This window comes from Dactylosporangium sp. NPDC006015 (assembly GCF_040614215.1).
Taxonomy (GTDB): domain Bacteria; phylum Actinomycetota; class Actinomycetes; order Mycobacteriales; family Micromonosporaceae; genus Dactylosporangium; species Dactylosporangium maewongense.
On sequence record NZ_JBEXUD010000004.1, the window covers coordinates 85,185 to 109,764 of the forward strand.

Consider the following 24,580-nt stretch of genomic DNA (forward strand, 5'->3'; position numbering starts at 1 on the left):
GGCTCAGCGCTCCAGCCGCAGCGCGTCCGACTGCTGCTTGACGAGGGCGCCGGCGAAGGGCAGCCGGCCGTGACCGGGGCGCTCGCCGACGGCCTGCAGGTAGCTGACCCAGTCGAGCAGCTCGCTGAGGCCGGGCTTCTTGGCCAGGTCCAGGGCCCGCAGCCGCAGCAGCGTGTCGATCGCCTCCGCGCGCAGCTGGACGTCGCCGATGCCGTGCAGGGTCAGGATCGCGTCGAGCTCGGCGGCGGCGTCGGGGAACCGCACGTGGTGGAACACGCACCGGCGCAGGAACGCGGCCGGCAGCGCCTTCTCCTCGTTGTTGGTGACGACGATGACGGGCCGCAGGTCGGGCCGGTCGGCGGGCACCGCGTGCCGCTCGCCGTGCGCCTCGGGCACGTCGAACGCCAGCTGGTCCAGCTCGCGCAGCAGGTCGTTGGGGAAGTCGATGTCGGCCTTGTCGATCTCGTCGATGAGCACCATCGACCGGCGGCCGTGCCCGGCGCGCACGATCGCCCGGCCGAGCGGCCCGAGCCGCACGTAGTCACGCTCGTCCGGAGCCGAACGGCCGAGGCGGCGGCCTACGCCGCGGCCGAGTTGGGTGTCGTACAGGCGGCGCACCGCGTCATACACGTACAGCAGGTCCTGCCCGCGGCTGGTCGACTTGATGTACGCCTCTTCCAGCGGCAGCGACAGGGCAAACGAGACGGCGTGTGCGAGACGGGTCTTGCCCGCACCCGGGTCGCCCTGCAGCAGCAGCGGCCGGCCGAGCGCGATCGCGACGTTCACCGCCTCTTCCAGCTCGGCGGAGGCGCGGTACGGCTCCCGCTGCCGCGACTCGAACCGCGGCTGGGGACCGGACGAGCCGGCGGCCTCGATATCACGCCGGTCCGGCAGCTCCGCGAGCCGGTCGAAGCGCAGCGACGTGTCGACGCTGTGGCGGGTGAGCATCAGGCCTCCTGGTCTTCGAGGTCTTCGAGGTAGCCGCGCAGCTCGTCCGGCTGGAACCGGACGCGGTCGATGCACTCGGCGAGCTCCTCGTACGTGTACCGCACGTCGAGGTCCTCGCCGATCCGGGCGACGATGTCGCTCGTCCACGCCGCCGCCAGGGGCCGCGGCCAGCGTTTGTACACGGTCACGTGGGCCGCCCACCGCTCGACGTCGCGGTGCGCGAACCGCGGCCGGGGCAACGCGGTCACCCCGTCCGGGAACCCGCCGTCGGGCACGCCGAGCAGGAACAGCATGCACCAGCGTTTCGGCTGCCCGTACGCCTCCCGCACCCGCCGGGTGAGCTCGGCGACGTCGGCGGCCGGTGTGCCCCGCACCGACACCGGACAGATCACGTTGCGCGCCCGCAGCACGCCCGTGTACCGCGTGACCGCCCGCACCGCGGTGTCGACGGAGTGCAGCTCGGCACTCAGGTCCAGCCAGTGCTGCCGGGCGATCTCGCCGACGTACTGCCGCAGCCACGCGCACAGGTTCTCCACCACGGCCTGCTCGCCGGCGTCGACGCCGAACGCGAGGAACCGCCCGCCGGCCGCGGCCATCGCCTCGAGGATCTCGGTCTTGAGCAGGTCGAGGTCGAAGTACGCCGTGTCCAGCAGCTGGTGTACGGGCAGCGCCCGGTCCGACCGGCCGACCGCCACGCCGAGCCGGAACCGGCGCACGATGTGCGCGACGGGCACCGCGTACAGCACGTTCGCGGCCCGCCCGCCCTCGACCCGCTCCCGCACCTGCTCGACCAGCACGCCGACGACCGCCCCGTCGACGGTCACCGCGCTGCCGGAGTACCCGCGGTAGTCGTGCAGCGCCTCCGCCACGTGCAGCTGCAGCACGGTCATCTCGTCGCCGCCCTGGTTGACGATGAGGTGGTCGGTGGCGGTCACGGTGCCCGTGAGCTGCGCGTCGTGGCCCCTCGGCCGGGCCGTCACCCGCCAGTCGGCGCGCAGCACGGCGTGCGTCAGCGCGGGCACGATCGCCAGCGACTCCGCGACCCGCAGCGTCGCGACGTCGAGCGTCGGCTCCGCCTGGACCGCCTCGACCGGGAGCCGTACACCTGCCGCCGTGACGAACTCGAGGTCCCCGGCGAGCCGGTCCCGCACCACATGCGCCGCCGTGGCGACGATCCGGTCCGTCAGGACGAACCCGCTGCCCAGATCCCTGCCACCGGCGACGATGCGCCCGTCGATCATCCGGTCTGGCCGCCGGCCGCGTCCGCCTGCTCCGCCGGGGGCTTGCGCCGCAGCGTGACGGTCACCTCGAACGTCGCACCGGTCGTGGCCCGCGACACGACGACACCGGCCTCGGCGGTGAGCGTCACGCCGAACTTCGCCTGCAGCTCCGCGACCTCCCAGCCGGACAGGTCAGGCGTGACGTTCGCGGCGACCGCCCGCACCCCGGCGACGACCGCCGACTGCACGTCGCCGAGCCGGTCCCGCAGCCGCTCGACGGCGTTGTCGCCCCACGAGATCTCCCGCCCGCCGCCGACCTCGACCACCTGCACCACAACACCGTCAGCCACCACCGCGTCGCTCATGGCCACACCGTACCCGGGCATGCATGACGCTCACTATCGGCGCTCCGGCCGCCCGGATCACACCGTTCAGCGCCCGGCTGGGCGGTTCGGTGTGCAGTCGTGCTCTCAGCCGCGACGGAGCGCGCCGGCGAGGGTCGACACCGCGTAGCCGAGCAGCGCCAGCCCGGTCCCGGCGCCCGCGACCAGCCCGGCCTCGACCGCGGTGGCGAACCCGGTGACCAGCGCGGCGGCCGCGACGGCACAGACGGCCGCGCCGAGCACCCGCAGGCGCGGGTCGCGAAGCACCGGCACCAGCGGGAAGAAGTGCGCCCCGACCACCGCCGACACCAGCACCGGGATGTACTCCCGCTGCCCGGCGACGGCCAGCAGCCACGCCCCGAGCCCGGCCGCGGCGAACTCGGCGACCACGATCAGCAGATACCGCCGGTCCGCGGCCCGGTCCCGCTCCACCGCCGGCTCCCGCCTGGCCCGGCCGAGCAAAGCCATGCCGCAGACCGCCGTGGCCAGACCCGCCACACTCCCGATCACCAGCAGCGTCCGGAGCAACCCGTCGGACTTCGGCACGCTGAACCAGACCGTCGCGAACACGCCGAGATACAGCCCGGTGAGCCCCGCCTGCTTCAGCGAACGCCCCTCCACCACCGACGACACCACAACAAACACCCCTTCCGGACGACAGCGACGCGGCGAACATGACGACCGCGGCCGCCCAAAGGTTGCTCCGATGATCAACCGATGCGCAAATCGGCGCCCGTCGTCAGGTGCGTGTCCGGAACGGGGCCAGGGTGGCACGGATGTGGTCGGCCGCGCCCCAGTCGTCGTCGAACTGGGCCAGCACGGCGAGGTGCTGCCGCAGCTGGATGATCGGCATCCGGTCCGGCCAGCCGGCGTCGAGCGCGGTCAGCTCCGCGTACACCTCGAAGAACCGGCGCGCCTCCGGCGGGGGAGCGGTGGACCAGACGTGGGCGAGGTCGACCTCGGCCCACGTGTACGAGACGGCCGGGTCGATCACGGCGGGCCGCCCGTCGGGGGTGGCCATGACGTTCTGCGCCCACATGTCGCCGTGCGTCAGGCAGGCGGGCCGGTCCGGCAGCAGCTCCGGCAGCCGGTCGCAGAGCCGCTCCAGCGCCGCCCGGTCCGCGGGTCCGAGCGCCGCGTCGACCCGCGGCTCCCCGAGCCACCGCAGCAGCCGGTGCTGCGCGAAGAACGCGAAACCGTCGTCGTCCCAGGCGTTGCGCTGCCGCCGGCGGCCCAGCCAGTTGTCGCGGTGCCAGCCGAAGCGGGCCTGGGTCGTGCCCGTGTGCAGCCCGGCGAGCGCGTGCGCGAACTGCTCCCAGAACGCCTCGCCGCCCGGCCGCGGTGCCAGCACCGACAGCACGAGCAGCTCCCGGCCCGCCAGGACCACGTCGGGCGTCGCCAGGCCGCCGAGCTCCCGCAGCGCGGCCAGCCCCTCGGCCTCGGTCTCGAACACGTCGTCGCCCGGCGCGTCGGCGAAGGCCTTCACGAACAGCGGCGGCCCTTCCCGGCGGCTCGCGATGCCCGCGAGCGCCGCGAGCCCGCCGCCGGCCGGCTCCACGGCGTCGACGTCCCGCAGCCCGGCCCGGTGCAGCCCCTCCAGCAGCAACGTCGTCGGCGCGGTCATGCACGTGCCTCCTGTGCCCGCTGGTTGGTCCGCATGTGACCATCATGATCGGTCGCGGCTCGCCGGAGAAGGCGGGGTCGCCGGCCGAAGGTCAGGGACTGCGCGAGCCGGCTGCTCATTGCGGCAGCGTAGAACGCTCAGGCCACGGCGGCGGTCGCTACGATCGCTGGCATGGACGCACCGAAGGCGCCGCTCGCCGGTCAGGTCGACGCGCTGCTCGCCGACGCCCACGGCGGGTGGATCTGGAACGAGGGCACGCCCGCCGACATCCCGCACCTCGACGGGGTCCGGGTGGTCGTGCTCGACGCCGAGCCGTACTCGCGCAGCTGGGACACCGGCCGCGCCTACCCGCTGATGACGCCGCTGCTCCGGGTGGACGGCGCGGTCCCGGCCGAAGAGGCCGCGGCGTGGCTGAGCCGCGTGAAGCCGGCACCCGGGTTTGGCGGTCGCCGCGATGGCTGACACGACGGTCGCCGAGGTGCTGGCCGAGCTGGCGGCGCTCGAGGACCCGAAGGCGCGCGCCGTGAACGAGAAGCACGGCGACGACCACGGCGTGAACCTCGGCAAGCTGCGGGCGATCGCCAAGCGGCTGAAGACGCAGCAGGACCTCGCCATCGGGCTCTGGGGCACCGGCGACACGGCGGCCCGCCTGCTGGCGCTCCTGATCTGCCGGCCGAAGGCGTTCACCGGCGACGAGCTCGACGCGATGCTGCGCGACGCCCGGGCACCCAAGGTGCACGACTGGCTCGTCGGTTACGTGGTGAAGAAGCACCCAGCCGTCGAGACGCTGCGGGTGGCCTGGCTGGCGGACGGGGACCCGGTCGTCGCGAGCGGCGGCTGGGCGCTGACCACCGACCGGGTCGCGAAGCGGCCCGCCGGCCTCGACCTCGCCGCGCTGCTCGACACGATCGAGGCGCACATGAAGGACGCCCCGGACCGGCTGCAGTGGGCGATGAACCACTGCCTCGCCCAGATCGGCATCGAGCACCCCGACCACCGCGCCCGTGCCGTCGCGATCGGCGAGCGGCTGCAGGTCCTCAAGGACTACCCGACCCCACCCAACTGCACGTCCCCGTTCGCGCCGGTCTGGATCGCCGAGATGGTCCGCCGGCAAGGGTAGATCCGCGGTCGGTCAGGTGCGGGCGTCGGCGGCGGCGAGGGCGGCGCGCATCGCCTCCCGGTCCTCGGGGAGCCAGGGGCCGGAGCCCGCCAGGGGGATCTCGGTCATGAAGCGCCGCTCGGACTCCGGGATGAGGGCGGCGACCCGGTCCGGGTCGTTGGCGGCGGTCGCGTACAGGTTCGGGCCGTCGGCGTAGTACGGGTCGACCAGGACGAGCCGCCCGTCGGCGGCGCGCATGACGTTGGCCGGGTTGGTGTCCAGCGGCCCGCACCACGGCAGGGCCGCGCACGCCCGGTCGTGGACCTGGCGCACGACGTCGACGAGCGCGGCGACGTCAGGTGTACGGGCGGCGACGGCGCGATGGAAGGCGGCGGCCTCGTCCCCGCCGACGGGCCGCAGCCATTCGAGCACCTGCAGGTCGCCGCCGCCGGCGAGGCGACGATGCGCGAACAGCGCCGGGACCTGCCGGGTGTGGGCCGCCTCCCGGTACAGCGCCGCGGCGTACGGTCCCGTCGGGTCGAACGGGCTGATCCGCGCGACGACCTCGCCGTCCGGCGAGCGGAGCGCGACCGCCCAGTCACCCGTGCCGCACCAGGCCCACCCGTCCGCGAGCAGCGCCCGCTCCACGTCCCGGTGATCGGCGTCCGTCCCGAGCGACGCGAGCGCTTCCCCCGTCATGCACCGAGGATAGACCGGTGGCACTACGCCATGATCGAACCTGCCGCCGGCGGGGTGCGCCGGGGTGGAGCTGGCACCGGCGTACTCCCCGCCGAGCCGTAGCGCTCAGGCGCTCAGGCGGCGGGCGATCGCGGGCACGACGATCGCGGCGGCGACGAGGTGCGTCAGCATCAGCAGCGCCTTCGTCGCGGTGGCGGCGTCGGCGGTCACGTCCGGCATGAGCGACAGCACGGTGAGCGCCACGGTGGTGCGCACGAACGTGAGCCGCGGCCGCCGGGCCTTGTAGGACAGGACGATCGCGAGCGCCAGCCCGATCAGCGAGAAGAACGCCGTCAGCATCGCGAACCCGGACACCGGGATCGGCGCGCCGCCGACGTCCAGGCTGATCCCGGCCGCGTTCCCCGCCGCGGCGACGACGGCCGTGGCAGCACTGGCCAGCGCGATGGCGACGAGCCCGGTGCCGACGAGCGAGCCGGTCGTCGAGGTGCGGGTGGTGGTGATGGTAGCGGACATGATGACCTCCGGTGCTGGTCCGACCGGCCCGGTGCCGGTTCCTGCACAGAGGTCGGACCGGACGGCGCCGGATCGACAGCTCCGCGGAAAAAGTTCAGCCGGGCCGGGGAGTACGGTCGTGCGGCGGGCGTACATGGGAGGCGTGATGGCGGCGGGCAAGCCGGTGGTGGTCGAGGGGCTGGTCTGTGCGGAGCCGACCGTCATGGCGTGGGAGGACGGGGAGCGGGAGCGCTGGTGGGCGCGGGCGGCGGCGCTGGAGCACGGGCGGGAGCAGGACGACTGGGCGGCGGCGGTGGCGGGTGCCGACCACCTGTCGGACCTGACCCCGGAGCAGCAGTCGTGGCTGCTGGTGCGCGGGCCCGAGTCGTCCGCGCGGGCGCTGCTGGGCAAGTCGCTGGTGCTGCTGCACCACCGGCAGCAGATGGACGTGGACCGGGTCGCGGTCGCGCGGTTCGAGCTGGACGCGTGGCCGCTGGTGCTGCGCGACGTGAGTTCGGGCGCCGACCGGCTCGGCTTCCTGGTGCTGCCGTTCCGGGGGCCTGAGATGGCCTCGCTGGTCGCCGGGTGGCTGCGGCACCTCGGCTCGGCGCGGCTGTGGGCGCGGCTGTGGCTGGAGCGGCACGCCGAGTTGGCGGCGTCGGCGCTGGTGCCGGCAGCGGTCGGCCGCCCGGGCAGGCCCCGGCAGCAGGCCGAGGACGCGCTGCGTCACCTCGTCGCGAGAGGCCACGAAGCCACCGTGGTCGAGGCCGCCGGACGGCACGGCGCGGCCGCGCTCGCAGCGCTGCGTGCAGCGGGCACGGGCGCTCTCGCGGCACGGCGCGACGAGGGCGGGGTGCGGCTGGCCCGGAAGGCGAAGGCGAAGGCGTGGACGTTGCCGGAGATCCGGCTGGCCGGTGGCGAAGCCATGTCGCAGGAGGACGTCGAGCGGCTCGTGGAGGCGCTGACCTGGTCACGGCTCGAGGCGGCACCCGAGCCCGCACCGGGCGATCCGGCGCCGGACACCGGGGGCGTGCCGCTGGCGGTGGAGTCGACGGAGGCGCCGCAGCCGTTTGTACACCCCGCGGAACCGGAAGCGGAGAAGCTCATCGCCGACTGTGACCGCGGAAGCCTCGCCGCCTTCGGGCGGGCACTGCTGGACGCCTGGCTGGCCGACGGGATGCAGGCGGCGGACGCCTGGGTGGTGCTGGCGCAGGCCCACGTCGGCGACGACACCACGATGGACGTGCTCGCGCCGCTGGTCCGGTCGTGGCCCCCACGCAGCCGCTACGCGCGCGCCATCGACGGGCTGGCGGTGCTGGCGACCGTCGGCACCGACGTGGCGCTGCGGCACCTGCTCGCGATCGAGGAGAACATGTCGGGCGGGCCGACGAACGACCGCGCCACCGCGTACCTCACGGAGGCGGCCGCGCGACGTGGGCTGTCCGTGACGCAGGTGGCCGACCGGCTGGCGATCACCCATGGCCTCGACACGGGCGTGACCTTCGACTACGGGCCGCGCACGTTCACGGTGGTCGCCGACGAGCACCTGACGGCGTTCGCGCTCGACGAGAGCGGCACGCGGCTGGCGCGACCGCCCAAGCCGGGCGCCGGGGACACCAACCCCGAGGCGTATGAGCAGTTCCTGCAGTATAAGAAGGACCTGCGGGCCACCGCGGTGGCACAGACCGCCCGGCTGCAGCGCGACATGCTCGCCCGCCGCCTCCGCCCCGCCCGGGACGTGCGGGAGGTGCTCCTGCCGCACCCGATCCTCGGCCCGCTCGCGAGGCGGCTGCTGTGGGGCGAGTACGACGCCGCCGGGCGGCTGGCACGGGCGCTGCGCGTCGCGGAGGACGGCAGCTTCGCCGACATCGACGACGCGACCGCGAGCACCGACGGCATGCTCGGCATCGTGCACCCCGCGGACCTGGGCGGAGACCTGAAGCGCTGGGCGCGGATCGTCGCGGACTACGAGCTGCTGCCGGCCTTCCCGCAGCTGGGCCGGCCCGTGGTGCTGCTGACCGAGGCGCAGCGCGCCGCGACGAGCCTGGCGGGCTTCCGCCCGGTGGCGTCCGACCGGATCGTGGCGCTGCTGGACCGTGGCGGCTGGCAGGGCGACGGGCTGTCGCAGCGCCCGCACACGCAGCTGGCCCGCGCCCTGCCCGGCGGTCTCGCCCTGGTGGCCGAGATCTCGCCGGGCCTCACCAGGTACAGCATGGGCAACCCGGCCGAGCAGCGCATCACCGAACTGTGGGTCGACGACGTCTGGTCGAACCACCTGCAGCCGGCCCGCCGCGTCCCGCTGGGCGCCTGCGACCCCGCCGCCCTGTCGGAGCTGCTCGTGGCCCTGCACCAGGCGCCCTGACCGCCGGTTCACGCAGGCCGGGAGCGGTCAGAGCCAGCGCCTCACGCGGGACCGGTAGTCGGTGTAGGTCTGGCCGAAGCGTTCGGTGAGGTACCGCTCCTCGGGCCGGATGACCAGCAGGCGCACGGCGAGCAGCACGAGCGGTAGCAGGGCGAGGGGCCACCAGGAGCCGAACAGCAGCGCCAGGCCCAGGTAGACGACGGCCAGGCCGGTGTACATCGGGTTGCGGGACAGCCGGTAGGCGCCACCGGTGACCAGCGTGGACACCGGGTGGTGCGGCACTATCGTGGTGCGGTGGCGGACGACCGCGGCCACGCCGGCCGCGGCCAGCGCCAGCCCGGGGACGGCGACGGCAATCCCGACGGCGGGGTGCGCGCCGAGCGGCGCCGCGACGGCGCTGTCGATCGCCATGCCGCCCGCCAGCCCTACGGCGTAGTACGCCGGCGGCGGGATGAAGATGACCCGCGCGCCCTGCGCGGGGGATACGGACATCGGACGACTCCTTCGGTAGAGTGAAGCTCTAACGAATAGAGGACTACACTCACCCGATGGCCGTCAAGCGGCGTTACGAGTCGGCTCACCGACAGGAGCAGGCGAAGCAGACCCGCGGGGCGATCCTGCGGGCCGCCGCGGTCCTGTTCGTCGAGCCGGGTTACGCGGCCACGCCGCTGACCGCCGTCGCGGCCGAGGCGGGGGTCGCGATCCAGACGGTCTACAAGGTGTTCGGCAGCAAGCAGGCGCTGCTGTCCGCGCTGGTCGACGTGACGGTGGCGGGCGACGACGAACCCGTGGCGCTGCCCGACCGGCAGTTCGTGGCCGACATCCAGGCGCTGAGCGACGCCCGGGCCAAGCTCGAGCGCTACTCCCGGCACCTCGTCGAGACCCACGCCCGGACGGCGCAGGTGATGCTCGCCCTCGCCGCCGCGGCGACGGCCGACGCGGAGGCGGCCGCGATCTGGCGCAAGAACATCGACGACCGCCGCGCCGGCATGGGCATGTTCGCCGCCGAGCTGGCCTCGACCGGGCAGCTGCGGGCGGAGCACACCGCCGGCACGGCGGCCGACGTGCTGTGGCTCGCCATGGACGTGCGCAACTACGACTGGCTCGTCCGCCAGCGGGGCTGGCCGCCGGAGCGCTTCCAGCGCTGGTACGTCGACACCGTCGCCGCGGCCCTGCTCGACCCGCCGGCAACCCGCTGAAGGTGCGAGGCATGCAGCGGGCCGCGCCGGAACGGGAACCGGCGCGGCCCGGGGAACCTCAGCGGCAGGCGGCGCCGTTGAGGGTGAACCCGCTCGGCGCGCCGGCGTTGCCGGTGTGGTTGGCCTGGAAGCCGATCGTCGTCGAGGCGCCCGGAGCGAGGGAGCCGTTGTAGCTGACGTTGGTCGCGGTGACCTGGCCGGTGCTCGGCGAGTACGTCGCGCTCCAGCCCGACGTGATCGTCTGGCCGGAGGCGAGGTTGAACCGCAACGACCAGCCGTTGATCGGTGCCGTTCCGGTGTTGGTGATGGTGATGTTGTCCGTCAGGCCGGTGTTCCAGGCGTTGACGGCGTTCGTCACCTGGCACGCCGCGATGCCGCCGCCCGGCGGCGGGCTCGACGTGCCCTGCGAGGGCCGCGGCGAGGTGGTGGTCGGGACCGGGCCCGAACCCTCGCTGACGGTGATGCTGGAGCTGCCGCTGCTCTGGTAGCCCTCGGTGGCGAGGATTTGGTAGTCGTGCGTGCCGAGGTTCAGCCCGAGACCCGCCCAGGCGTTGAAGTGGTTGGCGGTGGTGATCGTGCCGCCGGTCCGCTTCTGCTGCCGGACGCTCCAGTACTGGTAGAACGTCGCGGTGCCGATGATGGAGGGCTGGTTCACGCGCTGCGTGCGGTAGATGTCGTACGTGCTGCCGTCGGTCGTCACCGAGCCGAGCCGCTGCGCGCCGGTGCTCGGGTTGTAGCTGCCGAAGTTCTCCACCACGTAGTACTCGATGAGCGGGTTGAGCGTCCACCCGTACAGCGCCAGGTAGCCGTTGCCGTTCACGTTGAACGTGCCGGAGTAGTTCACGGTGTGGCTGGAGCCGGGTTTCCAGCCCTTGCCGACGACGGTGTTGTTCATGTTGCTCCACTGGACGCTGTACGAGCCGCCGGCGCCCAGCTGCATGGTGACGTTGCCGGTGTCCTTCCAGTAGGAGAAGAAGTAGCCGTTGTGCGTGCCGGTGGTGTTGGCGGTGACGGTCCGGTCGGCCTCGGCGCTGGCGGTGCCGGTGGTCAGCGCGACCACGCCGGCGGCGACGAGCGCGACGCACGCCCCGCCGACCAGCAGGAGGCGTCTGGAATGGTTCATGCCTGCTCCCTTCGATGCAGTCAGCGCAAACTGTCGCCGAATGCGGGAGCGGGCTGTGGGATCGGGTATTTCGAAAGTGTGCGGCGGTCCTGAGCAGCGAAAACGGCCGCAGTGCCGTGAAAGTTTCCGCAAAAGGCGTGGTGGGCGGTGACCGCCAAGACACCGCCCACCACGCCGGTCCAGAGGTGTCGCTAGGAGTCCTGCGCCTTGCCCGTCGTCACGCGGGCCAGGATCAGGGCGACGAGGATGATCAGGCCGTACACCGCCTGGATCCACTGCGCGGAGACGCCCGCGAGGGTCAGGATGTTGTTGATGAGGCCGAGGACGAGCACGCCGCACAGCGCACCGAACAGGGTGCCCTTGCCGCCGTCCATGCTGACGCCGCCGATGACCGCCGCGGCGAAGACCGTGAAGATCATGCCCTGGCCCTGGGCGGCGGCGACGGAGCCGAGCCGGCCGGTCATCAGCAGGCCGGCGAGCGCGGCGAGGGTGCCGCCGACCATGAAGACGATCCAGATGACCCGGTCGCTGCGGATACCGGCGGCGCGGGCCGCGTCGACGTTGCCGCCGATCGCGTAGACGGCGCGGCCGTGGCGGAACCAGCCCAGCGCGGCGATGCCGATCGCGAACAGCAGCCCGCACAGCCAGATCGACAGCGGCAGCCCGAGCCACGTCGCGTTGCCCAGGTACAGCACCGACGGCGGCAGCTCGAACAGGTTCTGGCCGCCGGTGATGCCGATCTGCAGGCCGCGCAGCACGATGAGCATGCCGAGCGTGACGATGAACGCCGACAGGCCGAACCGCAGGATCAGCAGCCCGTTCAGCGCGCCGACCAGGAGCCCGACGAGCAGGATGATCGGCACCGCGAGCGCCGACGGCCACGACGTGCCCAGGCCGTTGCTGGCGGCCGGGATGACCAGCGCGACGCCGAGCGCGGGGGCGAGCCCGACGGTCGACTCCAGGGACAGGTCGAACCGGCCGCCGATGAGGATGATCGTCTCGGCGAGGACCAGCAGCGACAGCTCGGTCTGCTGCTGCAGGACGTTGACGATGTTGGCGCTGGACAGGAAGACGGGGTCGACGATCGCGCCGACGACGAGCAGGAGCAGGATGGCCGGGACGAGGGTGAGGTCCCGCATCCTGGCCAGGCGGATCCCGGACAGCCGGGCCGGGACTGTGGTCATCGGTTGACTCCTTCGACGGCGGCGACCACATCGGTGTCGCTCCACCCGGCGGGCAGGGCCGCGACGACGCGGCCGTGGAACATGACGAGCACCCGGTCGCAGTGGCGCAGGTCGTCGAGCTCGTCGGAGACCATGAGCACCGCCGTGCCGGTGTCGGCGGCGGCCCGGACGGCGCCGAGCAGGGACTCCTTGGAGCGCACGTCGACGCCCGCGGTCGGGTTGATGAGGACGAGCACCGACGGCGCGGTGCTCAGGGCGCGGGCCAGCACGACCTTCTGGGCGTTGCCGCCCGACAGGCTGCTCACCGGCGCCGACGGGCCTTCCGCGTGGATGTCGTAGCGGTCGATGAACGACCGCGCGGTGTCCCGCAGCCGGCCGGGTGCGACGTAGCCGAACCGGCCGAACGACCCGGCGATCGGCAGTGTCGCGTTCTCCGCGATCGACAGCAGCGGGATGAGCCCCTCGCGGTGCCGGTCCTGGGGCACGAGCCCGATCCCGGCGGCGAGCGCGGCCGGCACGCTCCCCGGCGGCACCGGCGCGTCGCCGACGCTGACGGTCCCCGAGGTGGGGCGCCGCAGCCCGCCGACCGTTTCGGCGAGAGCGACCTTGCCGCTGCTGCCGGAGCCGGTGACGCCGACGATCTCCCCGGCGCGCACGTCGACGTCGATGCCACTGTACGAGCCGTGCAGCGTCAGGTCCTTCAGGCCCAACGCGACACGGGTGTCGTCGCCGACGGGTGGGCGGGCCTCGACCTCGGTCAGACCGACCGCCTCGCCGGTCATCGCGGCCACCAGTGCGTCGTGGTCCACGTCGGCCACCGGCGCCGTCAGTACGTGCCGCGCATCCCGCAGCACGGTCACGGTGTCGCAGACCGAGTAGATCTCCTGCAGGTGGTGCGAGATGAACAGCATGGTCACCCCGGTCGCGGACAGTGCCCGCAGCCGGCCGAAGAGCCGGTCGATCGCCGTCGCGTCGAGCCGGGCGGTCGGCTCGTCGAGGATGATGAAGCGGGCGCCCTGCGACAGCGCGCGGGCGATCTCGACGAGCTGCCGCTGCTCGACGCCGAGGTCGCCGGCGCGGGCGGCCGGGTCGACGTCGACGGCGTACTCCTGCAGCAGCTCCGCCGCCTTCCGCCGCAGCGCGCCCCAGCGGACCATGCTGCCGTTGTCGCCACCCTGGCGGTTGAGGAACAGGTTCTCGGCCACCGACAGGTCGGGGATGATGGTGGAGCGCTGGAAGACGCACGCGACGCGGCGCCGCCACGCGGACCGGTCCGCGACCGGCGGGGCCGGCTTGCCGTCGAAGGCGATCGCGCCCGCGTCGGGGCTCTGCAGGCCGGTGAGCAGCGACACGAGCGTCGACTTGCCGGCCCCGTTGCGGCCCACGAGCGCGTGGGTGCTGCCGGGCGCGATCGACATCGAGACGTCGTGCAGCGCTGTGGTGGCGCCGAAGCGCTTGCTCGTGTGGACGGCCTCCACCGCCGGGACGGTGGAGGCGCCGGTCGCGTCGGTCATCACTTGCCGATCTGGTTGCCCCACAACGCCGAGTCGTCGACGTTGTCCTTGGTGACGAGCGGGGCGGGCAGCTGGTCCTCCAGCAGACCCTCACGGACCTTGACGATGGTGCTGTCGTGGTCGGTCTTGCCGGGCTGGAACGTCTTGCCGTCCACCGCGGCCTTGGCGTAGAAGAGGGCGTACTTCGCGTACAGGTCGGCGGGCTGCGACACGGTCGCGTCGATCTCGCCCTTGCGGATCGCGTCGAACTCCTGCGGGATGCCGTCGTTGGACACGATGAAGATGTGCTTCGGGTCGCTCGGCGGCACGAGCAGGTTCTTCGTGCGCAGCAGCTGCAGCGTCGGGGCGAGGAACACGCCGCCGGCCTGCATGTAGATGCCGTTGATGTCGGGGTGCTGGGCGAGGCGCGTCTGCAGCGCCGCGGACGCCTTCGCACCCTCCCAGTCGGTGGGCTCGGCGAAGACGGTGATGCCCGGGAACTTGCTGGACATGCACTCCGCGAACGCCTCCGACCGGTCCCGGCCGTTGACGCTGGACAGCGAGCCCTGGAACTCGATCACCTTGCCCTTGCCACCGAGCTTGGTGCCGAGGAACTCGCAGGCCTTCTGCCCGTAGGCGCGGTTGTCGGCGCGGACCACCATGAAGACGTTGCCCTTGTCGGGGCGGGTGTCGACGGTGACGACCGGGATCTTCTTCTGCTCCAGCTGGGTGAGGGTCGTCGCGATCGCGCCGGTGTCCTGCGGCGCCATCACGATCGCCTTCGCGCCCTGGCTGGTGAGCGCCTGCGTGTTCGCGACGAGCTTGGCGATGTCGTTCTGCGAGTTCGTCGGCGTCATCAGGTTGATGCCGGAGTCCTTCGCGTACTGCGGGATGTACTTGGCGTAGGAGTTCCAGAAGTCGGAGTCGGCGCGGGGCAGGTCGACGGCGATCTGCCCGCCCTTGGCGTCGGTCTTGTCGGCGCTGGGCGTCGTGGACGAATCGCAGGCGGTGAGCGAGACGACCAGGGCGGTGGCCAGCAGGGCCGGTCGTAACAGCTTCATGGCGGATTCCTCAGGTTCCTTCAGGGGGTGTTCCAGACGGGGCCGTCCGGGAAGGCGTAGCGGGCCCGGCTCTCGGCCCGCATGGTGGAGCTGAACCCTGGCTGGAGGGGCGCCAGGTAGTGCCCCCGGTCCATGCGCACCGGGTCGGTGAAGTGTTCGTGCAGGTGGTCGACGTACTCGATGACCCGGTCGTGCATGGTCCGCGACACGGCGACGTAGTCGAACATCGACAGGTGCTGGACGAGCTCGCAGAGCCCGACCCCACCGGCGTGCGGGCAGACCGGCACGCCGAACTTCGCCGCGAGGAGCAGGATCGCGACGTTCTCGTTGACCCCGGCGACGCGGGCGGCGTCGAGCTGGACGAACGAGAGCGCGTTGAGCTGTAGCAACTGCTTGAACATGACCCTGTTCTGCACGTGCTCCCCGGTCGCGACGGGGATCGGGGCGATCCTGCGCGCGATCTCGGCGTGCCCGACGACGTCGTCGGGGGAGGTGGGCTCCTCGACCCACCACGGGTCGAACGGCGCGAGCGCCCGGACCCAGTCGACCGCGGTCCCGACGTCCCACCGCTGGTTGGCGTCGACCGCGATCCGCACGTCGGGACCGCAGACTTCCCGGGCGATCCTCATCCTGCGCAGGTCGTCCTCGAGGTCGGCGCCGACCTTGAGCTTGATCTGCGTGAAGCCCGCGTCGAGCGCCTCGCGGCAGAGGGTGGCGAGCTTGGCGTCGTCGTAGCCGAGCCAGCCGGGTGACGTGGCATACGCGGGGTAGCCGCGCTGGAGCAGGGTCTGGATCCGCTCCTCCCGGCCGTCCTCGCCGCGGCGGAGCAGCTTCAGCGCCTCCTGGGGGGTGAGCGCGTCCGACAGGTACCGGAAGTCGACGAGGTCGACCAGCTCCTCGGCCGGCATCGACGACAGCAGCCGCCACAGCGGCAGCCCGGCCCGCTTCGCCTTCAGGTCCCACAGCGCGTTGACGACCGCGGAGATCGCCATGTGCATGACGCCCTTCTCCGGACCGAGCCAGCGCAGCTGCGAGTCGTAGACGAGCTCGCGGTACAGACCGCCGAGATCGTCGAGCACCTCCTTCACCAGACGTCCGACGAGATAGGGGGCGAGCGCCTCGATCGCGCGGGTCTGGACCTCGTTGCCGCGCCCGATGGTGAACGCGAACCCGTGCCCCTCGCCCTGCTCCGCCTTGCCGGCCCCGTCGTCGGTACGAATGACCACGTAGGCGGCCGAATAGTCCGGGTCCGGGTTCATCGCGTCGGAGCCGTCGAGCGCTCTGGAGGTCGGGAACCGTACGTCGTAGGTGTCCAGCGACACGAATCGGTTGGTCATGGCCCCTCCCTCTCTCCGGTACCGCAAGCCGTGCGAAGACATCCGATGTCTAGCAGGCTTCGCCACCGCTCTGCAAGGGCCAAAATCTTGGAGCCTGCCGCTTTTGTTCACGCGGACAGAAGTTCGGCACCCTTCTTGACGAACCGATACCTCCGATGTTCACTCAGTGTCGAGGGTTGTCCATGGTTCGATGAGCGGACCCACCGCTCGCAGACCTGCGGACGACACCCTGCAAGGCGACGCCGACGCTGAGCAGGGTAGGCACCCCGGTCGCGGAAGGCGCCTTCCGCGGCCGGCGTGCGCTGTCATGCTGTGCCGGCTCCGCGGCCGATGCTTGCTGCGCTGGTGCGGCATTCCCGTGGCTCGCGCATGATCAAATCGCGGATCCGGCTGCCATGGCGACCGGATCCGCTATTCGATCAACTGGACGCCGCCCAGTCGGTTGGTTGCGTCGGTTCAGGCGGTGAAGAAGGCCCTCAGGACGGGGGCGAGGGCGGCGGCGTCGACGTTGTGGGGCTGGCCGTCGAGGAACTGTGCCTCGCCCGCCGGGAGGAGCGCGGCGAGGGCCGTCGCGGTGTCGCGCATGAACGGCATGTCCCTGCCGCCGGCCAGCACGAGGGTCGGCAGCGTCAGGTGCTTCGCGAGGTCGACCGGGAGCCGGTAGTCACCGAGGATGCGGGCGTCGTAGGCGAGCGTGTGCGCGAGCGCGACGGTCTCGGCCCAGAAGGGCTTCCGGCGCATGTCGGCGACGGCCTCCGGCGGCAGACCGACGACCGTCGACATGAAGTACTCGACCGCGGCGTCGCGCCGGTCGTCGGCGACCATCGTCTCAAGCTGCCGGACGTGGTCCGGCGGTGGCGTCGGCATGCCTTCCGGCAGGTACGGCGGCTCCCACATCGCGAGCTTCGTGACCGGGAGGCCGGCGCTCGCCGCGAGCAACGCCAGGGCCGCGCCCGAGGACCCTCCGAACAGCCCGGCCTCGCCGCCGGCCGCGTCGATCACCGCCGCGATGTCCTCGACCTCCCGCTCGACCGCGTAGGGCTGCGTGTCGCCGCTGGGGCCACGGCCGCGGCGGTCGTAGTTCAGGACGGTGAAGTCGGGGGCGAGGTGCTCCGCCAGGGGAGACTTGTCCGAGCGGTCGGAGGCCGACCCGGCGACCAGCACCACCGCCGGCCCCTGCCCGATCCGGTCGAACACGATCGTCGTGCCGTCCTTCGAGGTGATCTGTTCCATCGTCATCCCTCCTCGTCCGTTCCGACCCTACGAGGAGAACGCCCGGCCCGCTCGGTGTGGCGGCGGGCCGGGCGGCCGGGCGACGATCAGTAGTCGGCGTAGTCGGTGCCGGCGTCGGAGTAGGTGCCGTTGGAGTTCTGTACCTGCAGGACGGCGTGGGCGTGGGTGATGCTGGCGCTGGCCGGGGCGGCGAAGTAGACGATCCGGGAGTGCAGCGCGCCGTTGGGTGCGCAGAAGGTGCCGTCGTTGCGGCTGTTGACGAGGTTGTGGTTGGCGTCGTAGGACTCCAGCCGCATCCGGGCGCAGGTGCCGGAGGCGTTGTTGATGTACAGCGTGCCGGACAGGATCGCGCTCCGCAGGCCGTTGGTGTTGTCCCAGCCGAGGACGGCCCTGTTGAGCGGGGCGCCGATCATCCACGGGTCGGCGCCGAAGTCGAGTTCCTGCTCAGTGATCTTGATCGGATCGGTGCTGACAAGGACGGCGTGGGCCGGGACGCCGGACAGGCCGACCAGCAGGGCGGCGGTGGTGAGGACGACGAGCAGCTTCTTCAACATGACGGGTCCTTCGTGGACAGGCGCCGGTGATGGCGCCCGTACACCGTGGACCGCCGACCTTCGGTATTCCTTGCACGAACCTTCGGTGGGCAGCGGGTAGCGGCGTGAGTCGATAACATCCGACCTTCACGACGAACGACGAACGACGAACGACGGGGGGCTGTGGTGGCGGGGGACGGGCCGAACGTGTCGATCATCGAGTCGGCGCACCAGGACCGGCCGGGCTGGCGGCGGACGGTGCTGCTGGTGGCGGTCCTGGTCATCGCCGCGGTGGTCGGCGTCGTCGTCTGGCGGTCCGGGGACACCGACCCGCCGAAGGGGACCGCCGCGCCCGCGGCGCGGGCCTCGGAGCTGTTCGCGGCGGACGGCACGACGCTGATCGCGCGGTTCGACACGGAGGACCCGCGGGAGAGCTGCCTGCGGGTGCCGGTGAACGACTGGGGCTTCTTCTGCGACTCCGTCGTCACCTGGTGGCAGGGGCAGGAGGCGTTCGGGACCGAGAAGGCGGAGCGCACCGGCCGGCTGCGGCAGGGTGGGTACCGCATCGTCGGCTCGCTCGATCCGAAGCTGCAGGCCGCCGCCAAGCAGCGGGTCGACACGGTCGTGCCGGTCGCCGACCCGAACGTGTTCTCCGTCGCGTCGATCGAGCCCGGCACCGGGCTGATCCGGGCGATGGCCGTGAACCGGAACTTCCGCCGCGCGGCCGCCGCCGCGAGCACCGGCGTGCCGTCGGGCGACGGTCCGCCGGCGTGGCCGTACACGGGGCCGGACGCCACGGACTCGCTCGTCGCCGGCGACGAGAACATGCCCGGCACGCAGGCCGGCGCGCCGTTCATGATGTTCACCCTCGCCGCGGCGCTGGAGGGCGGGCTGACACTGGATCACGCGATCGACACGAAGAAGGTGTACCAGTCGAAGTTCCGCATCGACCCGCAGAGCCCGGCCGCCTGCAACGGCGGGTACTACTGCCCCACGAACGCCGGCGACAAGGCGTACCAGTCGGGGCGGCGGACCATGTGGGACGCGTTCGGCCACACGGTGGTGACCTACTTCGTGGAGCTGGAGGAGCGGATCGGCGTGGAGAAGGCGGTCGCCCTCGCGCAGCGCCTCGGCATCACCTTCCGCGCCAAGGAGGACCAGATGCTGGGCAAGAACAGCGCGACGTGGGGCGCGTTCACCCTCGGCGTCTCGGCGACCAGCACGCTGGACCTGGCCAACGCGTACGCCACCCTCGCCGCCGACGGCACCCACTGCGACCCGCTGCCCGCCGCCAAGGTCACCGACGCCACCGGCGCGCAGGTGCCCGGCGTCGGCCCGAACTGCGAGTCCGTGCTGCGCCCCGAGGTGGCCCGCGCCGCGATCGACGCCGCCCGCTGCCCGGTCGGCGACACGTCCGCGTTCGGCGACCGCTGCGGCGCCGGTGCCGTGCCGGCCACCACCGTCCGGGCCACCGTCGGCCGCCCGGTGGCCGGCCAGTCGGGCGTGATGGACGGCCGCCGCGCCTGCTCCGTCGTGATCACCGGACCCCAGCTGGCCACCGCCGGCATGATCGCGACCGCGCCGTGGGCCCGCACCGGCCAGGCCGGGATCCCCGCCGGCGTGCCCGAGGCAGCGATCGGCGCGGTCGCCGCGGTCCAGCACGACGGCCTCGCCCCGCTGCCGGTCCGCGACTTCACCGCCCCGCCGCGCGAGGTCGCGCTCGCCTAATTGGCGCGCTTCGTGAGGGCGTCCAGGTCAGCCGGCGAGCTTCACGTCGATGACCGTCAGGTCCAGGTCGAGGTACACGACGATGGAGTGCTGCCCGAAGAGGCCGCCGTCGTCGAGGTACACCGTGACGTCCTCCTCGGTGACGTCGACGGCGGCCGGGGTGATGCGGGCGGTGAACGCCGGCTCGTCCAGCTCGGCGTCGTCCTGCCGCCAGGTGTCGTTGTACAGGTCCAGGCAGGCCTCGGCGACGGTGCGCCGCAGCGCGTGCGGGTCGAGGCGGCGCACGACGCCGGCCGCCGTGTCGAAGAGCGGGCCCTGACCGTCGTCGACGCCGGCGATCGGCGTCAGGACGAGCGTCACCTCGTCCGTGCCGGCCAGCCGCACCGGGGACAACGCGCGCCACTCGAACGGCGACGCCTCGAACGCGCCGAGCTCGGGGTGCCGGTGTCGGCGGCGTACCATCCGGATCTCCCGGACGCCGTCGTCGTCCTGGGCGGTCCCGTCGGCGGCGAAGCCGTGCCGGCGGTAGAACGCCTGCGCGCGGGGGTTCGGGTCGGCCACCCACAGCGCCGCGGACTCGCCTGGGTCGAGCACCGCCTCCAGCAGGGCAGGCCCGGCGCCCGTGCCGTGGTCCTCCGCGTGCACGTAGAGCACGTACAGCTGCCGCGCCCACGCCGCCGCGGGGTCCATCGGAGGGCCGGACATGGCGACGCCGATCAGGGAGCCGTCCCGCTCGGCGACGGCCACGCGGTTGGCGCGGTAGCGCTCGTCGGTCAGCGCCGCGGTCCAGAACCGCTCCCGGCGGGGCACGAGACCGGGGTCGTCGAGGACCTCGTCCGGCATGAGCCCGCGGTACGTCTCCCGCCAGCACCGGACGATCACCCGCGCCATCTGCGCGACGTCCTCGACCCTGGCCGGGCGCACCGTCAGCGAGGAGCTCACGGTGCGCATCGTAGCCTCGGGCGCGCGGGAAGCAGCCTCGGGCGCGCAGGAAGCAGCCTCGGGCGCGCAGGAAGCAGCCTCAGGCGCGCAGGAACGTGAGGACGGCGAGGACGCGGCGGTGCTCGCGCTCGTGCTGGACCAGGCCGAGCTTGGTGAAGATGGACGTCACGTGCGCCTCGACGGTCTTGATCGCGAGGTGCAGGTCGGCGGCGACCGCCGCGTTCGACAGGCCCTGCGCCATCAGGGCGAGCACCGCGCGCTCGCGGTCGGTGAGGTCGTCGAGCGGGTCCCGTTCGCGGCGGCGGGCGACCAGCCTGGAGACGAGCTCCGGGTCGATGACGGTGTCGCCGTGCGCGACGCGGCGCAGGTCCACGGCGAACGCGGTCAGGTCCGACACCCGGTCCTTCAGCAGGTACCCGACCCCGCCGTCGAACTCGGTGATGAGCCGCAGCGCGTGGTGCACCTCCAGGTACTGCGACAGCAGCATCAGCCCGACCCCGGGCGCCGACGCGCGGATCGCGGCCGCCGCCTCGATGCCCTCGGCGGCGAAGCCCGGCGGCATCCGCAGGTCGATCACCGCAACGTCCGGGGGAGCGGCGCGCACCTGCGCCAGCAGCGAGGCGACGTCACCCGCCTGACCGGTGACGGTGCAGCCGGCCTCGGTCAGGATGCGGGCCATGCCCTCGCGGAACAGGACGCCGTCGTCGGCGAGCATCACGTGCACGGGATCACCGTCCGCAGCCGGGTGCCGGCCGGTCCACTGTCGACGGTCAGCCGCGCGTCGAGGATCGCGAGCCGGTCCATGAGCCCCTCCAGGCCGCTGCCGGGGCGCACCGCCGCGCCGCCCGTGCCGTCGTCCGCCACCTCCACGACGAGACCCGCGGCGGTCAGCGAGACCGTCACCGAGACGACGGTGGCGCCGGAGTGCTTGGCGGCGTTCGTCAGGCCCTCGCTCACCACGAAGTACGCGGTCGCCGCCGCCTCGGCCGGCAGCCGCCGCCCCACCGACACGGTGAGCCGCACCGGCAGCGGCGAGCGGTCGGCGAGGAAGCCGGCAGCGGCCTCGAGGCCGTCCTGCGTGAGGACCGCCGGGTGCAGCCCGCGCGCCATCTCCCGCAGCTCGGCCGTCGCCTCCAGCAGTTGCTCGCGTACGGCGGAGGCCTGGGCGGCGACGTCGTCGGCGCCGGCGGCGGTCGCCGAGCGGACCACCCCGCCGAGCTCCATCGCGACCGTCACCAGGCGCTGCTGCGCGCCGTCGTGCAGGTCGCGTTCGAGCCGCCGCCGGGCGGCGTCACCGGCCGCGACCAGGCGCTGCGCGGTCGCCCGCAGCTCCAGCACCAGCCCCGCCTGCGCGGCCAGGTCACCGACGAGCCGCTGTTCGGCGGCCGACAGCGGCTCGCCGGGCGCCTTCGTCACGGTGAGCGCGCCGCGGAACCCGCCGTCATGCCGTACGGGCACCGCCACCAGGTCCTCCAGCCGCCGCGCCCCGTCCGGTACGGGCGATGCCGCGGGCCAGACCGACACCGCCCGCAGCGCGTCCGGCGGTCCCGTCCACAGGACGACCTCCCGGGCGCCCACCGCATCGGCGACGGTGGTGCAGATCCCGTCGAGCAGCCCGCCGGTGGGTGCCGTCAGGTGCGCCGACAGCCGGGCGAGCGCCTCGTAGGGGGTGGCGCGCCGCCCGTACACGAGCCGGTCCGCGATCCGCTGCACCCTGCGCCGCAACGGCTCGAACGCGACCGCGACCACCCCTGTGGCGGCCAGCGACAGCAGCGTGCCGTGCCCGTCGACGAGCCGCCCCACGCCGGTCACGACGACGGCGTAGCCGGCGGTCACCGCCACGGCCATCGCGCCGAACACCAGCGACCGGTTGATGACGGGGTCGATGTCGTACAGGCGGTACTTGAGGATCGCCGCACCGGCCGCCGCCCCGATCAGCGGCGCGGTCAGCGCACCGGGCACGGGTGAGCGCCACACCGCGAGCCCGACGAGCATCACCGCCGCCGACACCGTCACCGCGTACACGAACCAGCGCAGCTGCCGCGCCTCGTCGCCGCGCGCCTGCCGCATCCGGACGACGACGCAGGCCACCCACGTCAGCTGCAGCAGCAGGTACCCGACCGGCCGCGCCACCCCGTAGAACGCCTCCGCCGCCGCGGCGCCCGGCAGGTGCAGCGGGTGCGCGGCGACGAGCCCGGTCCGCCCGTACTCGACCGGCCACAGCGCCGACACCGCCGACAGGACCAGCCCGACGGCGCCGAGCACGCCGACGACCGGCCGCCAGGCCCGCGACGGCAGCCGCCCGGTCGGGAAGCCCATCACCGTCACGCCGATCAGCACCAGGACGAGCGGCAGCGGCCACACGCCGCACCAGCCGACCCAGGACGCGCCCGGCAGCGGTCCCGGATGCAGCCCGTACTGGCGGCCGGCGTACATCACCGCGTGCGCGACGCCGGTGGCCACGAACAGCCGCCCCTCCGGGTTGCGCGGGCTGCGCCGCAGCACGAACAGCCCGACCGCCGTGAACGCCGCCGCGATCAGCCCGTTGTGCAGGTTCCCGACGTGCCAGCCGAGCGCGGCGCCGTCGGCGCGCTCGGCGCCGCCGGCAACGTCGCCTACGGGTTCAACACCATCCACGTCTCCCTCGGCGACACCGATCTCGTCGACGCGTCCGGCGCCGCCACCCTGATCAAGCCGCTCGGCCTGTTCTTCCCCCTCACCCTCCTGCTCGGCGCCGCCGTCCTGCGCCGCACCCAGCCACTGTGGACGGTCGTCCTGCTCGCCGTCGCGTCCCTCGCCTGGCCCGTCGCGCACATCGCCAACATCGGCTGGCTCGCCGTCGCCGTCAACGTCGCCCTCGTCGCCACCTTCGCCGCCGTCGCGCTCCACACCCCCGCCGAGCACGGTGAGGCCTGAAGCACCGCCGACGCGGTCGCGACTCAGCCACTGCTTCATGGGTGCCGTCCGGTGTACCGCGGCGGCAAAGGCGTTTGCGGCGGCTCGCTTGGTGCCCGAGCATTGATCCATGCGGGCGATGCAGCGACCTTGGACCAACGGAGAGCTACTGGTCATGGTGGCCGTGGGATGGGTCGTCGGTGCGGGTCTGCTGCTGCTCGCCTGGCGCAGCGACGTGGAGGACGAGCGGCTGCGCACGGCGCCGCAGTGCACGCGGGAGCAGGAGTTCACGCCGGCGAGATGCCTGGCCGAGCTCGACGGGACGCTGGCCTCGGTCACGACGAGCCTCGCGCAGGTGGATGTCGCCGGGCGCCATCTGACGATGACCACCAACGTCAAGTACCCGCCGAACGCGGGCGACCGTCCCGTCCGGGTGACGTTCTACCGGGGCGAGCCCATCCGCATCGAGGCGGACCACGTGCGGATCGAGACGGACGAGCGTCCGGCGGACGACCGCTGGATCTGCGTGCTTCTCGCCGCGCTCACGGTGGTCGGCAGCACCGGGACCGCCCTCGGCGCGCTCGCCCGGAGGAGATCGCCGGCCGCCGCCTGAGCGGCGCGCATGTCCGCACCCCGCAGCCGGGTGGTGCGGCGGCGCTTCGCCCCGCGGGCCGGGCGGGCCGGTGCCCGGGTGCCGGGCGGTGCGGGCATGGCACAGGACCAGACTGCCAGGGTGGCGATCATCGCGGCGTCGAGGGCCACCACGGCGCGTTCGACCAGGCCGAGCGCGGTGCCGGTCGCGGCGACGTGGCCGCCGTGGAGCAGGAACGCGGCGGCGAACGGGGCCGTGCACAGGACGGTGGCGGCGGCGAGGACACCGACCGTCCGGGCGTAGGCGCGCCATCGCCGGGACCTCCGGAAGCGCCACCAGAGCAGTCCGCACAGGGCCGGCAGGCTGGCGAAGTTGCCGCCGTCCGCTTCGTGATCCCCGCTGCACGGGTACCAGCAAACCCGGCCCCACCCGG

Annotated in this window: 26 protein-coding genes; 8 read left to right on the forward strand and 18 right to left on the reverse strand. The window is 73.1% G+C overall.

The annotated features are described in order from the left end of the window. Positions 1–3: 3 nt before the first annotated feature. The 5 genes from ABZ321_RS08865 to ABZ321_RS08885 all read right to left on the reverse strand — a co-directional run bounded on the left by ABZ321_RS08865 (position 4) and on the right by ABZ321_RS08885 (position 4,175). Complete coding sequence (locus tag ABZ321_RS08865) at positions 4–948, reverse strand: MoxR family ATPase (protein WP_344507589.1); 945 nt, start codon at positions 946–948, stop codon at positions 4–6. After that, on the reverse strand, positions 948–2,189 hold the full coding sequence (locus tag ABZ321_RS08870; protein WP_354890353.1) for a serine protease: 1,242 nt from the start codon (positions 2,187–2,189) through the stop codon (positions 948–950). The genes ABZ321_RS08865 and ABZ321_RS08870 overlap by 1 nt, the downstream gene beginning before the upstream one ends. Further along, positions 2,186–2,533, reverse strand: coding sequence for a CU044_2847 family protein (locus ABZ321_RS08875; protein WP_354890355.1), 348 nt, complete (start codon positions 2,531–2,533; stop codon positions 2,186–2,188). The genes ABZ321_RS08870 and ABZ321_RS08875 overlap by 4 nt, the downstream gene beginning before the upstream one ends. Positions 2,534–2,638: 105 nt before the next feature. After that, the gene (locus tag ABZ321_RS08880) at positions 2,639–3,175 is read right to left on the reverse strand and encodes a hypothetical protein (RefSeq protein WP_344507592.1); all 537 of its coding nucleotides are present in this window, start codon (positions 3,173–3,175) and stop codon (positions 2,639–2,641) included. A 115-nt stretch (positions 3,176–3,290) separates the two neighbouring features. After that, positions 3,291–4,175 (reverse strand): fructosamine kinase family protein, encoded by an 885-nt coding sequence (locus tag ABZ321_RS08885; RefSeq protein WP_354890357.1) that lies wholly within the window; start codon positions 4,173–4,175, stop codon positions 3,291–3,293. 171 nt (positions 4,176–4,346) lie between these two features. Between ABZ321_RS08885 and ABZ321_RS08890 the strand changes: the two genes are divergently transcribed. Next, positions 4,347–4,637: a hypothetical protein gene (locus ABZ321_RS08890; protein WP_354890359.1), complete on the forward strand. Its 291-nt coding sequence runs from the start codon at positions 4,347–4,349 to the stop codon at positions 4,635–4,637. Beyond that, complete coding sequence (locus ABZ321_RS08895; RefSeq protein WP_354890361.1) at positions 4,630–5,295, forward strand: DNA alkylation repair protein; 666 nt, start codon at positions 4,630–4,632, stop codon at positions 5,293–5,295. The genes ABZ321_RS08890 and ABZ321_RS08895 overlap by 8 nt, the downstream gene beginning before the upstream one ends. Positions 5,296–5,307: 12 nt before the next feature. Here the strand turns inward: ABZ321_RS08895 and ABZ321_RS08900 are convergent, their stop codons facing one another. Both ABZ321_RS08900 and ABZ321_RS08905 read right to left on the reverse strand, forming a co-directional pair. Next, positions 5,308–5,973, reverse strand: coding sequence for a hypothetical protein (locus ABZ321_RS08900; RefSeq protein WP_344507598.1), 666 nt, complete (start codon positions 5,971–5,973; stop codon positions 5,308–5,310). 105 nt (positions 5,974–6,078) lie between these two features. Beyond that, positions 6,079–6,486: a DUF6069 family protein gene (locus tag ABZ321_RS08905; RefSeq protein ID WP_354890364.1), complete on the reverse strand. Its 408-nt coding sequence runs from the start codon at positions 6,484–6,486 to the stop codon at positions 6,079–6,081. A gap of 118 nt (positions 6,487–6,604) precedes the next feature. On the opposite strand from ABZ321_RS08905, the gene ABZ321_RS08910 reads away from it, so the two are divergent. Continuing rightward, positions 6,605–8,827 carry a DUF4132 domain-containing protein gene (locus tag ABZ321_RS08910; protein WP_354890366.1) on the forward strand — a complete coding sequence of 741 codons (2,223 nt, stop codon included), beginning with the start codon at positions 6,605–6,607 and terminating at the stop codon, positions 8,825–8,827. Positions 8,828–8,854: 27 nt separating this feature from the next. Here the strand turns inward: ABZ321_RS08910 and ABZ321_RS08915 are convergent, their stop codons facing one another. Beyond that, positions 8,855–9,319, reverse strand: a complete 465-nt coding sequence (locus tag ABZ321_RS08915; protein ID WP_354890368.1) for an isoprenylcysteine carboxylmethyltransferase family protein — start codon at positions 9,317–9,319, stop codon at positions 8,855–8,857. A gap of 56 nt (positions 9,320–9,375) precedes the next feature. On the opposite strand from ABZ321_RS08915, the gene ABZ321_RS08920 reads away from it, so the two are divergent. Further along, a complete protein-coding gene (locus ABZ321_RS08920) occupies positions 9,376–10,026 on the forward strand; it encodes a helix-turn-helix domain-containing protein (protein ID WP_354890370.1) in 651 nt (216 codons plus the stop codon). Positions 10,027–10,084: 58 nt separating this feature from the next. Here the strand turns inward: ABZ321_RS08920 and ABZ321_RS08925 are convergent, their stop codons facing one another. From ABZ321_RS08925 to ABZ321_RS08955, 7 genes are all read right to left on the reverse strand, one after another. Continuing rightward, positions 10,085–11,149, reverse strand: coding sequence for a glycoside hydrolase family 11 protein (locus ABZ321_RS08925; protein ID WP_354890372.1), 1,065 nt, complete (start codon positions 11,147–11,149; stop codon positions 10,085–10,087). 191 nt (positions 11,150–11,340) lie between these two features. Continuing rightward, on the reverse strand, positions 11,341–12,333 hold the full coding sequence (locus ABZ321_RS08930) for an ABC transporter permease (RefSeq protein WP_344507608.1): 993 nt from the start codon (positions 12,331–12,333) through the stop codon (positions 11,341–11,343). Then, positions 12,330–13,847 (reverse strand): sugar ABC transporter ATP-binding protein, encoded by a 1,518-nt coding sequence (locus tag ABZ321_RS08935; protein ID WP_354890375.1) that lies wholly within the window; start codon positions 13,845–13,847, stop codon positions 12,330–12,332. The genes ABZ321_RS08930 and ABZ321_RS08935 overlap by 4 nt, the downstream gene beginning before the upstream one ends. Further along, positions 13,847–14,887: a sugar ABC transporter substrate-binding protein gene (locus tag ABZ321_RS08940; protein WP_344507612.1), complete on the reverse strand. Its 1,041-nt coding sequence runs from the start codon at positions 14,885–14,887 to the stop codon at positions 13,847–13,849. The genes ABZ321_RS08935 and ABZ321_RS08940 overlap by 1 nt, the downstream gene beginning before the upstream one ends. Before the next feature lie 20 nt (positions 14,888–14,907). After that, positions 14,908–16,224 (reverse strand): enolase C-terminal domain-like protein, encoded by a 1,317-nt coding sequence (locus ABZ321_RS08945; RefSeq protein ID WP_344507614.1) that lies wholly within the window; start codon positions 16,222–16,224, stop codon positions 14,908–14,910. A gap of 456 nt (positions 16,225–16,680) precedes the next feature. Further along, a complete protein-coding gene (locus tag ABZ321_RS08950) occupies positions 16,681–17,457 on the reverse strand; it encodes an alpha/beta fold hydrolase (RefSeq protein ID WP_354890378.1) in 777 nt (258 codons plus the stop codon). Between the two features lie 86 nt (positions 17,458–17,543). Beyond that, complete coding sequence (locus tag ABZ321_RS08955) at positions 17,544–18,011, reverse strand: hypothetical protein (protein WP_354890380.1); 468 nt, start codon at positions 18,009–18,011, stop codon at positions 17,544–17,546. 186 nt (positions 18,012–18,197) lie between these two features. Here ABZ321_RS08955 and ABZ321_RS08960 point away from each other — a divergent pair, with 186 nt between their 5' ends. Then, positions 18,198–19,718, forward strand: coding sequence for a penicillin-binding transpeptidase domain-containing protein (locus ABZ321_RS08960; protein WP_354890382.1), 1,521 nt, complete (start codon positions 18,198–18,200; stop codon positions 19,716–19,718). 27 nt (positions 19,719–19,745) lie between these two features. Here ABZ321_RS08960 and ABZ321_RS08965 read toward each other — a convergent pair whose 3' ends face one another. The 3 genes from ABZ321_RS08965 to ABZ321_RS08975 all read right to left on the reverse strand — a co-directional run bounded on the left by ABZ321_RS08965 (position 19,746) and on the right by ABZ321_RS08975 (position 23,297). Then, positions 19,746–20,660, reverse strand: coding sequence for a GNAT family N-acetyltransferase (locus ABZ321_RS08965; RefSeq protein ID WP_354890384.1), 915 nt, complete (start codon positions 20,658–20,660; stop codon positions 19,746–19,748). A 79-nt stretch (positions 20,661–20,739) separates the two neighbouring features. Continuing rightward, positions 20,740–21,375, reverse strand: coding sequence for a response regulator transcription factor (locus ABZ321_RS08970; RefSeq protein WP_344507721.1), 636 nt, complete (start codon positions 21,373–21,375; stop codon positions 20,740–20,742). Further along, on the reverse strand, positions 21,375–23,297 hold the full coding sequence (locus ABZ321_RS08975; RefSeq protein WP_354890386.1) for a histidine kinase: 1,923 nt from the start codon (positions 23,295–23,297) through the stop codon (positions 21,375–21,377). Before ABZ321_RS08975 ends, ABZ321_RS08970 begins: the two co-directional genes overlap by 1 nt. Between ABZ321_RS08975 and ABZ321_RS08980 the strand changes: the two genes are divergently transcribed. The 3 genes from ABZ321_RS08980 (at position 23,223) to ABZ321_RS08990 (ending at position 24,450) form a co-directional block, all read left to right on the forward strand. Then, complete coding sequence (locus tag ABZ321_RS08980; RefSeq protein WP_354890388.1) at positions 23,223–23,576, forward strand: hypothetical protein; 354 nt, start codon at positions 23,223–23,225, stop codon at positions 23,574–23,576. The genes ABZ321_RS08975 and ABZ321_RS08980 overlap by 75 nt on opposite strands. Positions 23,577–23,730: 154 nt before the next feature. Next, positions 23,731–24,168 carry a hypothetical protein gene (locus ABZ321_RS08985; protein ID WP_354890390.1) on the forward strand — a complete coding sequence of 146 codons (438 nt, stop codon included), beginning with the start codon at positions 23,731–23,733 and terminating at the stop codon, positions 24,166–24,168. A 9-nt stretch (positions 24,169–24,177) separates the two neighbouring features. Then, complete coding sequence (locus tag ABZ321_RS08990) at positions 24,178–24,450, forward strand: hypothetical protein (protein WP_354890392.1); 273 nt, start codon at positions 24,178–24,180, stop codon at positions 24,448–24,450. The last annotated feature ends 130 nt before the right edge of the window (positions 24,451–24,580 follow it).

Bases quoted from the DNA above. Each gene is read 5' to 3' on its own strand.
- ABZ321_RS08865 (WP_344507589.1), bottom strand. From the start codon at position 948: ATGCTCACCCGCCACAGCGTCGACACGTCGCTGCGCTTCGACCGGCTC.
- ABZ321_RS08870 (WP_354890353.1), bottom strand. From the start codon at position 2,189: ATGATCGACGGGCGCATCGTCGCCGGTGGCAGGGATCTGGGCAGCGGG.
- ABZ321_RS08875 (WP_354890355.1), bottom strand. From the start codon at position 2,533: ATGAGCGACGCGGTGGTGGCTGACGGTGTTGTGGTGCAGGTGGTCGAG.
- ABZ321_RS08885 (WP_354890357.1), bottom strand. From the start codon at position 4,175: ATGACCGCGCCGACGACGTTGCTGCTGGAGGGGCTGCACCGGGCCGGG.
- ABZ321_RS08890 (WP_354890359.1), top strand. From the start codon at position 4,347: ATGGACGCACCGAAGGCGCCGCTCGCCGGTCAGGTCGACGCGCTGCTC.
- ABZ321_RS08895 (WP_354890361.1), top strand. From the start codon at position 4,630: ATGGCTGACACGACGGTCGCCGAGGTGCTGGCCGAGCTGGCGGCGCTC.
- ABZ321_RS08900 (WP_344507598.1), bottom strand. From the start codon at position 5,973: ATGACGGGGGAAGCGCTCGCGTCGCTCGGGACGGACGCCGATCACCGG.
- ABZ321_RS08905 (WP_354890364.1), bottom strand. From the start codon at position 6,486: ATGTCCGCTACCATCACCACCACCCGCACCTCGACGACCGGCTCGCTC.
- ABZ321_RS08915 (WP_354890368.1), bottom strand. From the start codon at position 9,319: ATGTCCGTATCCCCCGCGCAGGGCGCGCGGGTCATCTTCATCCCGCCG.
- ABZ321_RS08920 (WP_354890370.1), top strand. From the start codon at position 9,376: ATGGCCGTCAAGCGGCGTTACGAGTCGGCTCACCGACAGGAGCAGGCG.
- ABZ321_RS08925 (WP_354890372.1), bottom strand. From the start codon at position 11,149: ATGAACCATTCCAGACGCCTCCTGCTGGTCGGCGGGGCGTGCGTCGCG.
- ABZ321_RS08930 (WP_344507608.1), bottom strand. From the start codon at position 12,333: ATGACCACAGTCCCGGCCCGGCTGTCCGGGATCCGCCTGGCCAGGATG.
- ABZ321_RS08935 (WP_354890375.1), bottom strand. From the start codon at position 13,847: ATGACCGACGCGACCGGCGCCTCCACCGTCCCGGCGGTGGAGGCCGTC.
- ABZ321_RS08940 (WP_344507612.1), bottom strand. From the start codon at position 14,887: ATGAAGCTGTTACGACCGGCCCTGCTGGCCACCGCCCTGGTCGTCTCG.
- ABZ321_RS08945 (WP_344507614.1), bottom strand. From the start codon at position 16,224: ATGACCAACCGATTCGTGTCGCTGGACACCTACGACGTACGGTTCCCG.
- ABZ321_RS08950 (WP_354890378.1), bottom strand. From the start codon at position 17,457: ATGGAACAGATCACCTCGAAGGACGGCACGACGATCGTGTTCGACCGG.
- ABZ321_RS08955 (WP_354890380.1), bottom strand. From the start codon at position 18,011: ATGTTGAAGAAGCTGCTCGTCGTCCTCACCACCGCCGCCCTGCTGGTC.
- ABZ321_RS08970 (WP_344507721.1), bottom strand. From the start codon at position 21,375: ATGCTCGCCGACGACGGCGTCCTGTTCCGCGAGGGCATGGCCCGCATC.
- ABZ321_RS08985 (WP_354890390.1), top strand. From the start codon at position 23,731: ATGGTGGCCGTGGGATGGGTCGTCGGTGCGGGTCTGCTGCTGCTCGCC.
- ABZ321_RS08990 (WP_354890392.1), top strand. From the start codon at position 24,178: ATGTCCGCACCCCGCAGCCGGGTGGTGCGGCGGCGCTTCGCCCCGCGG.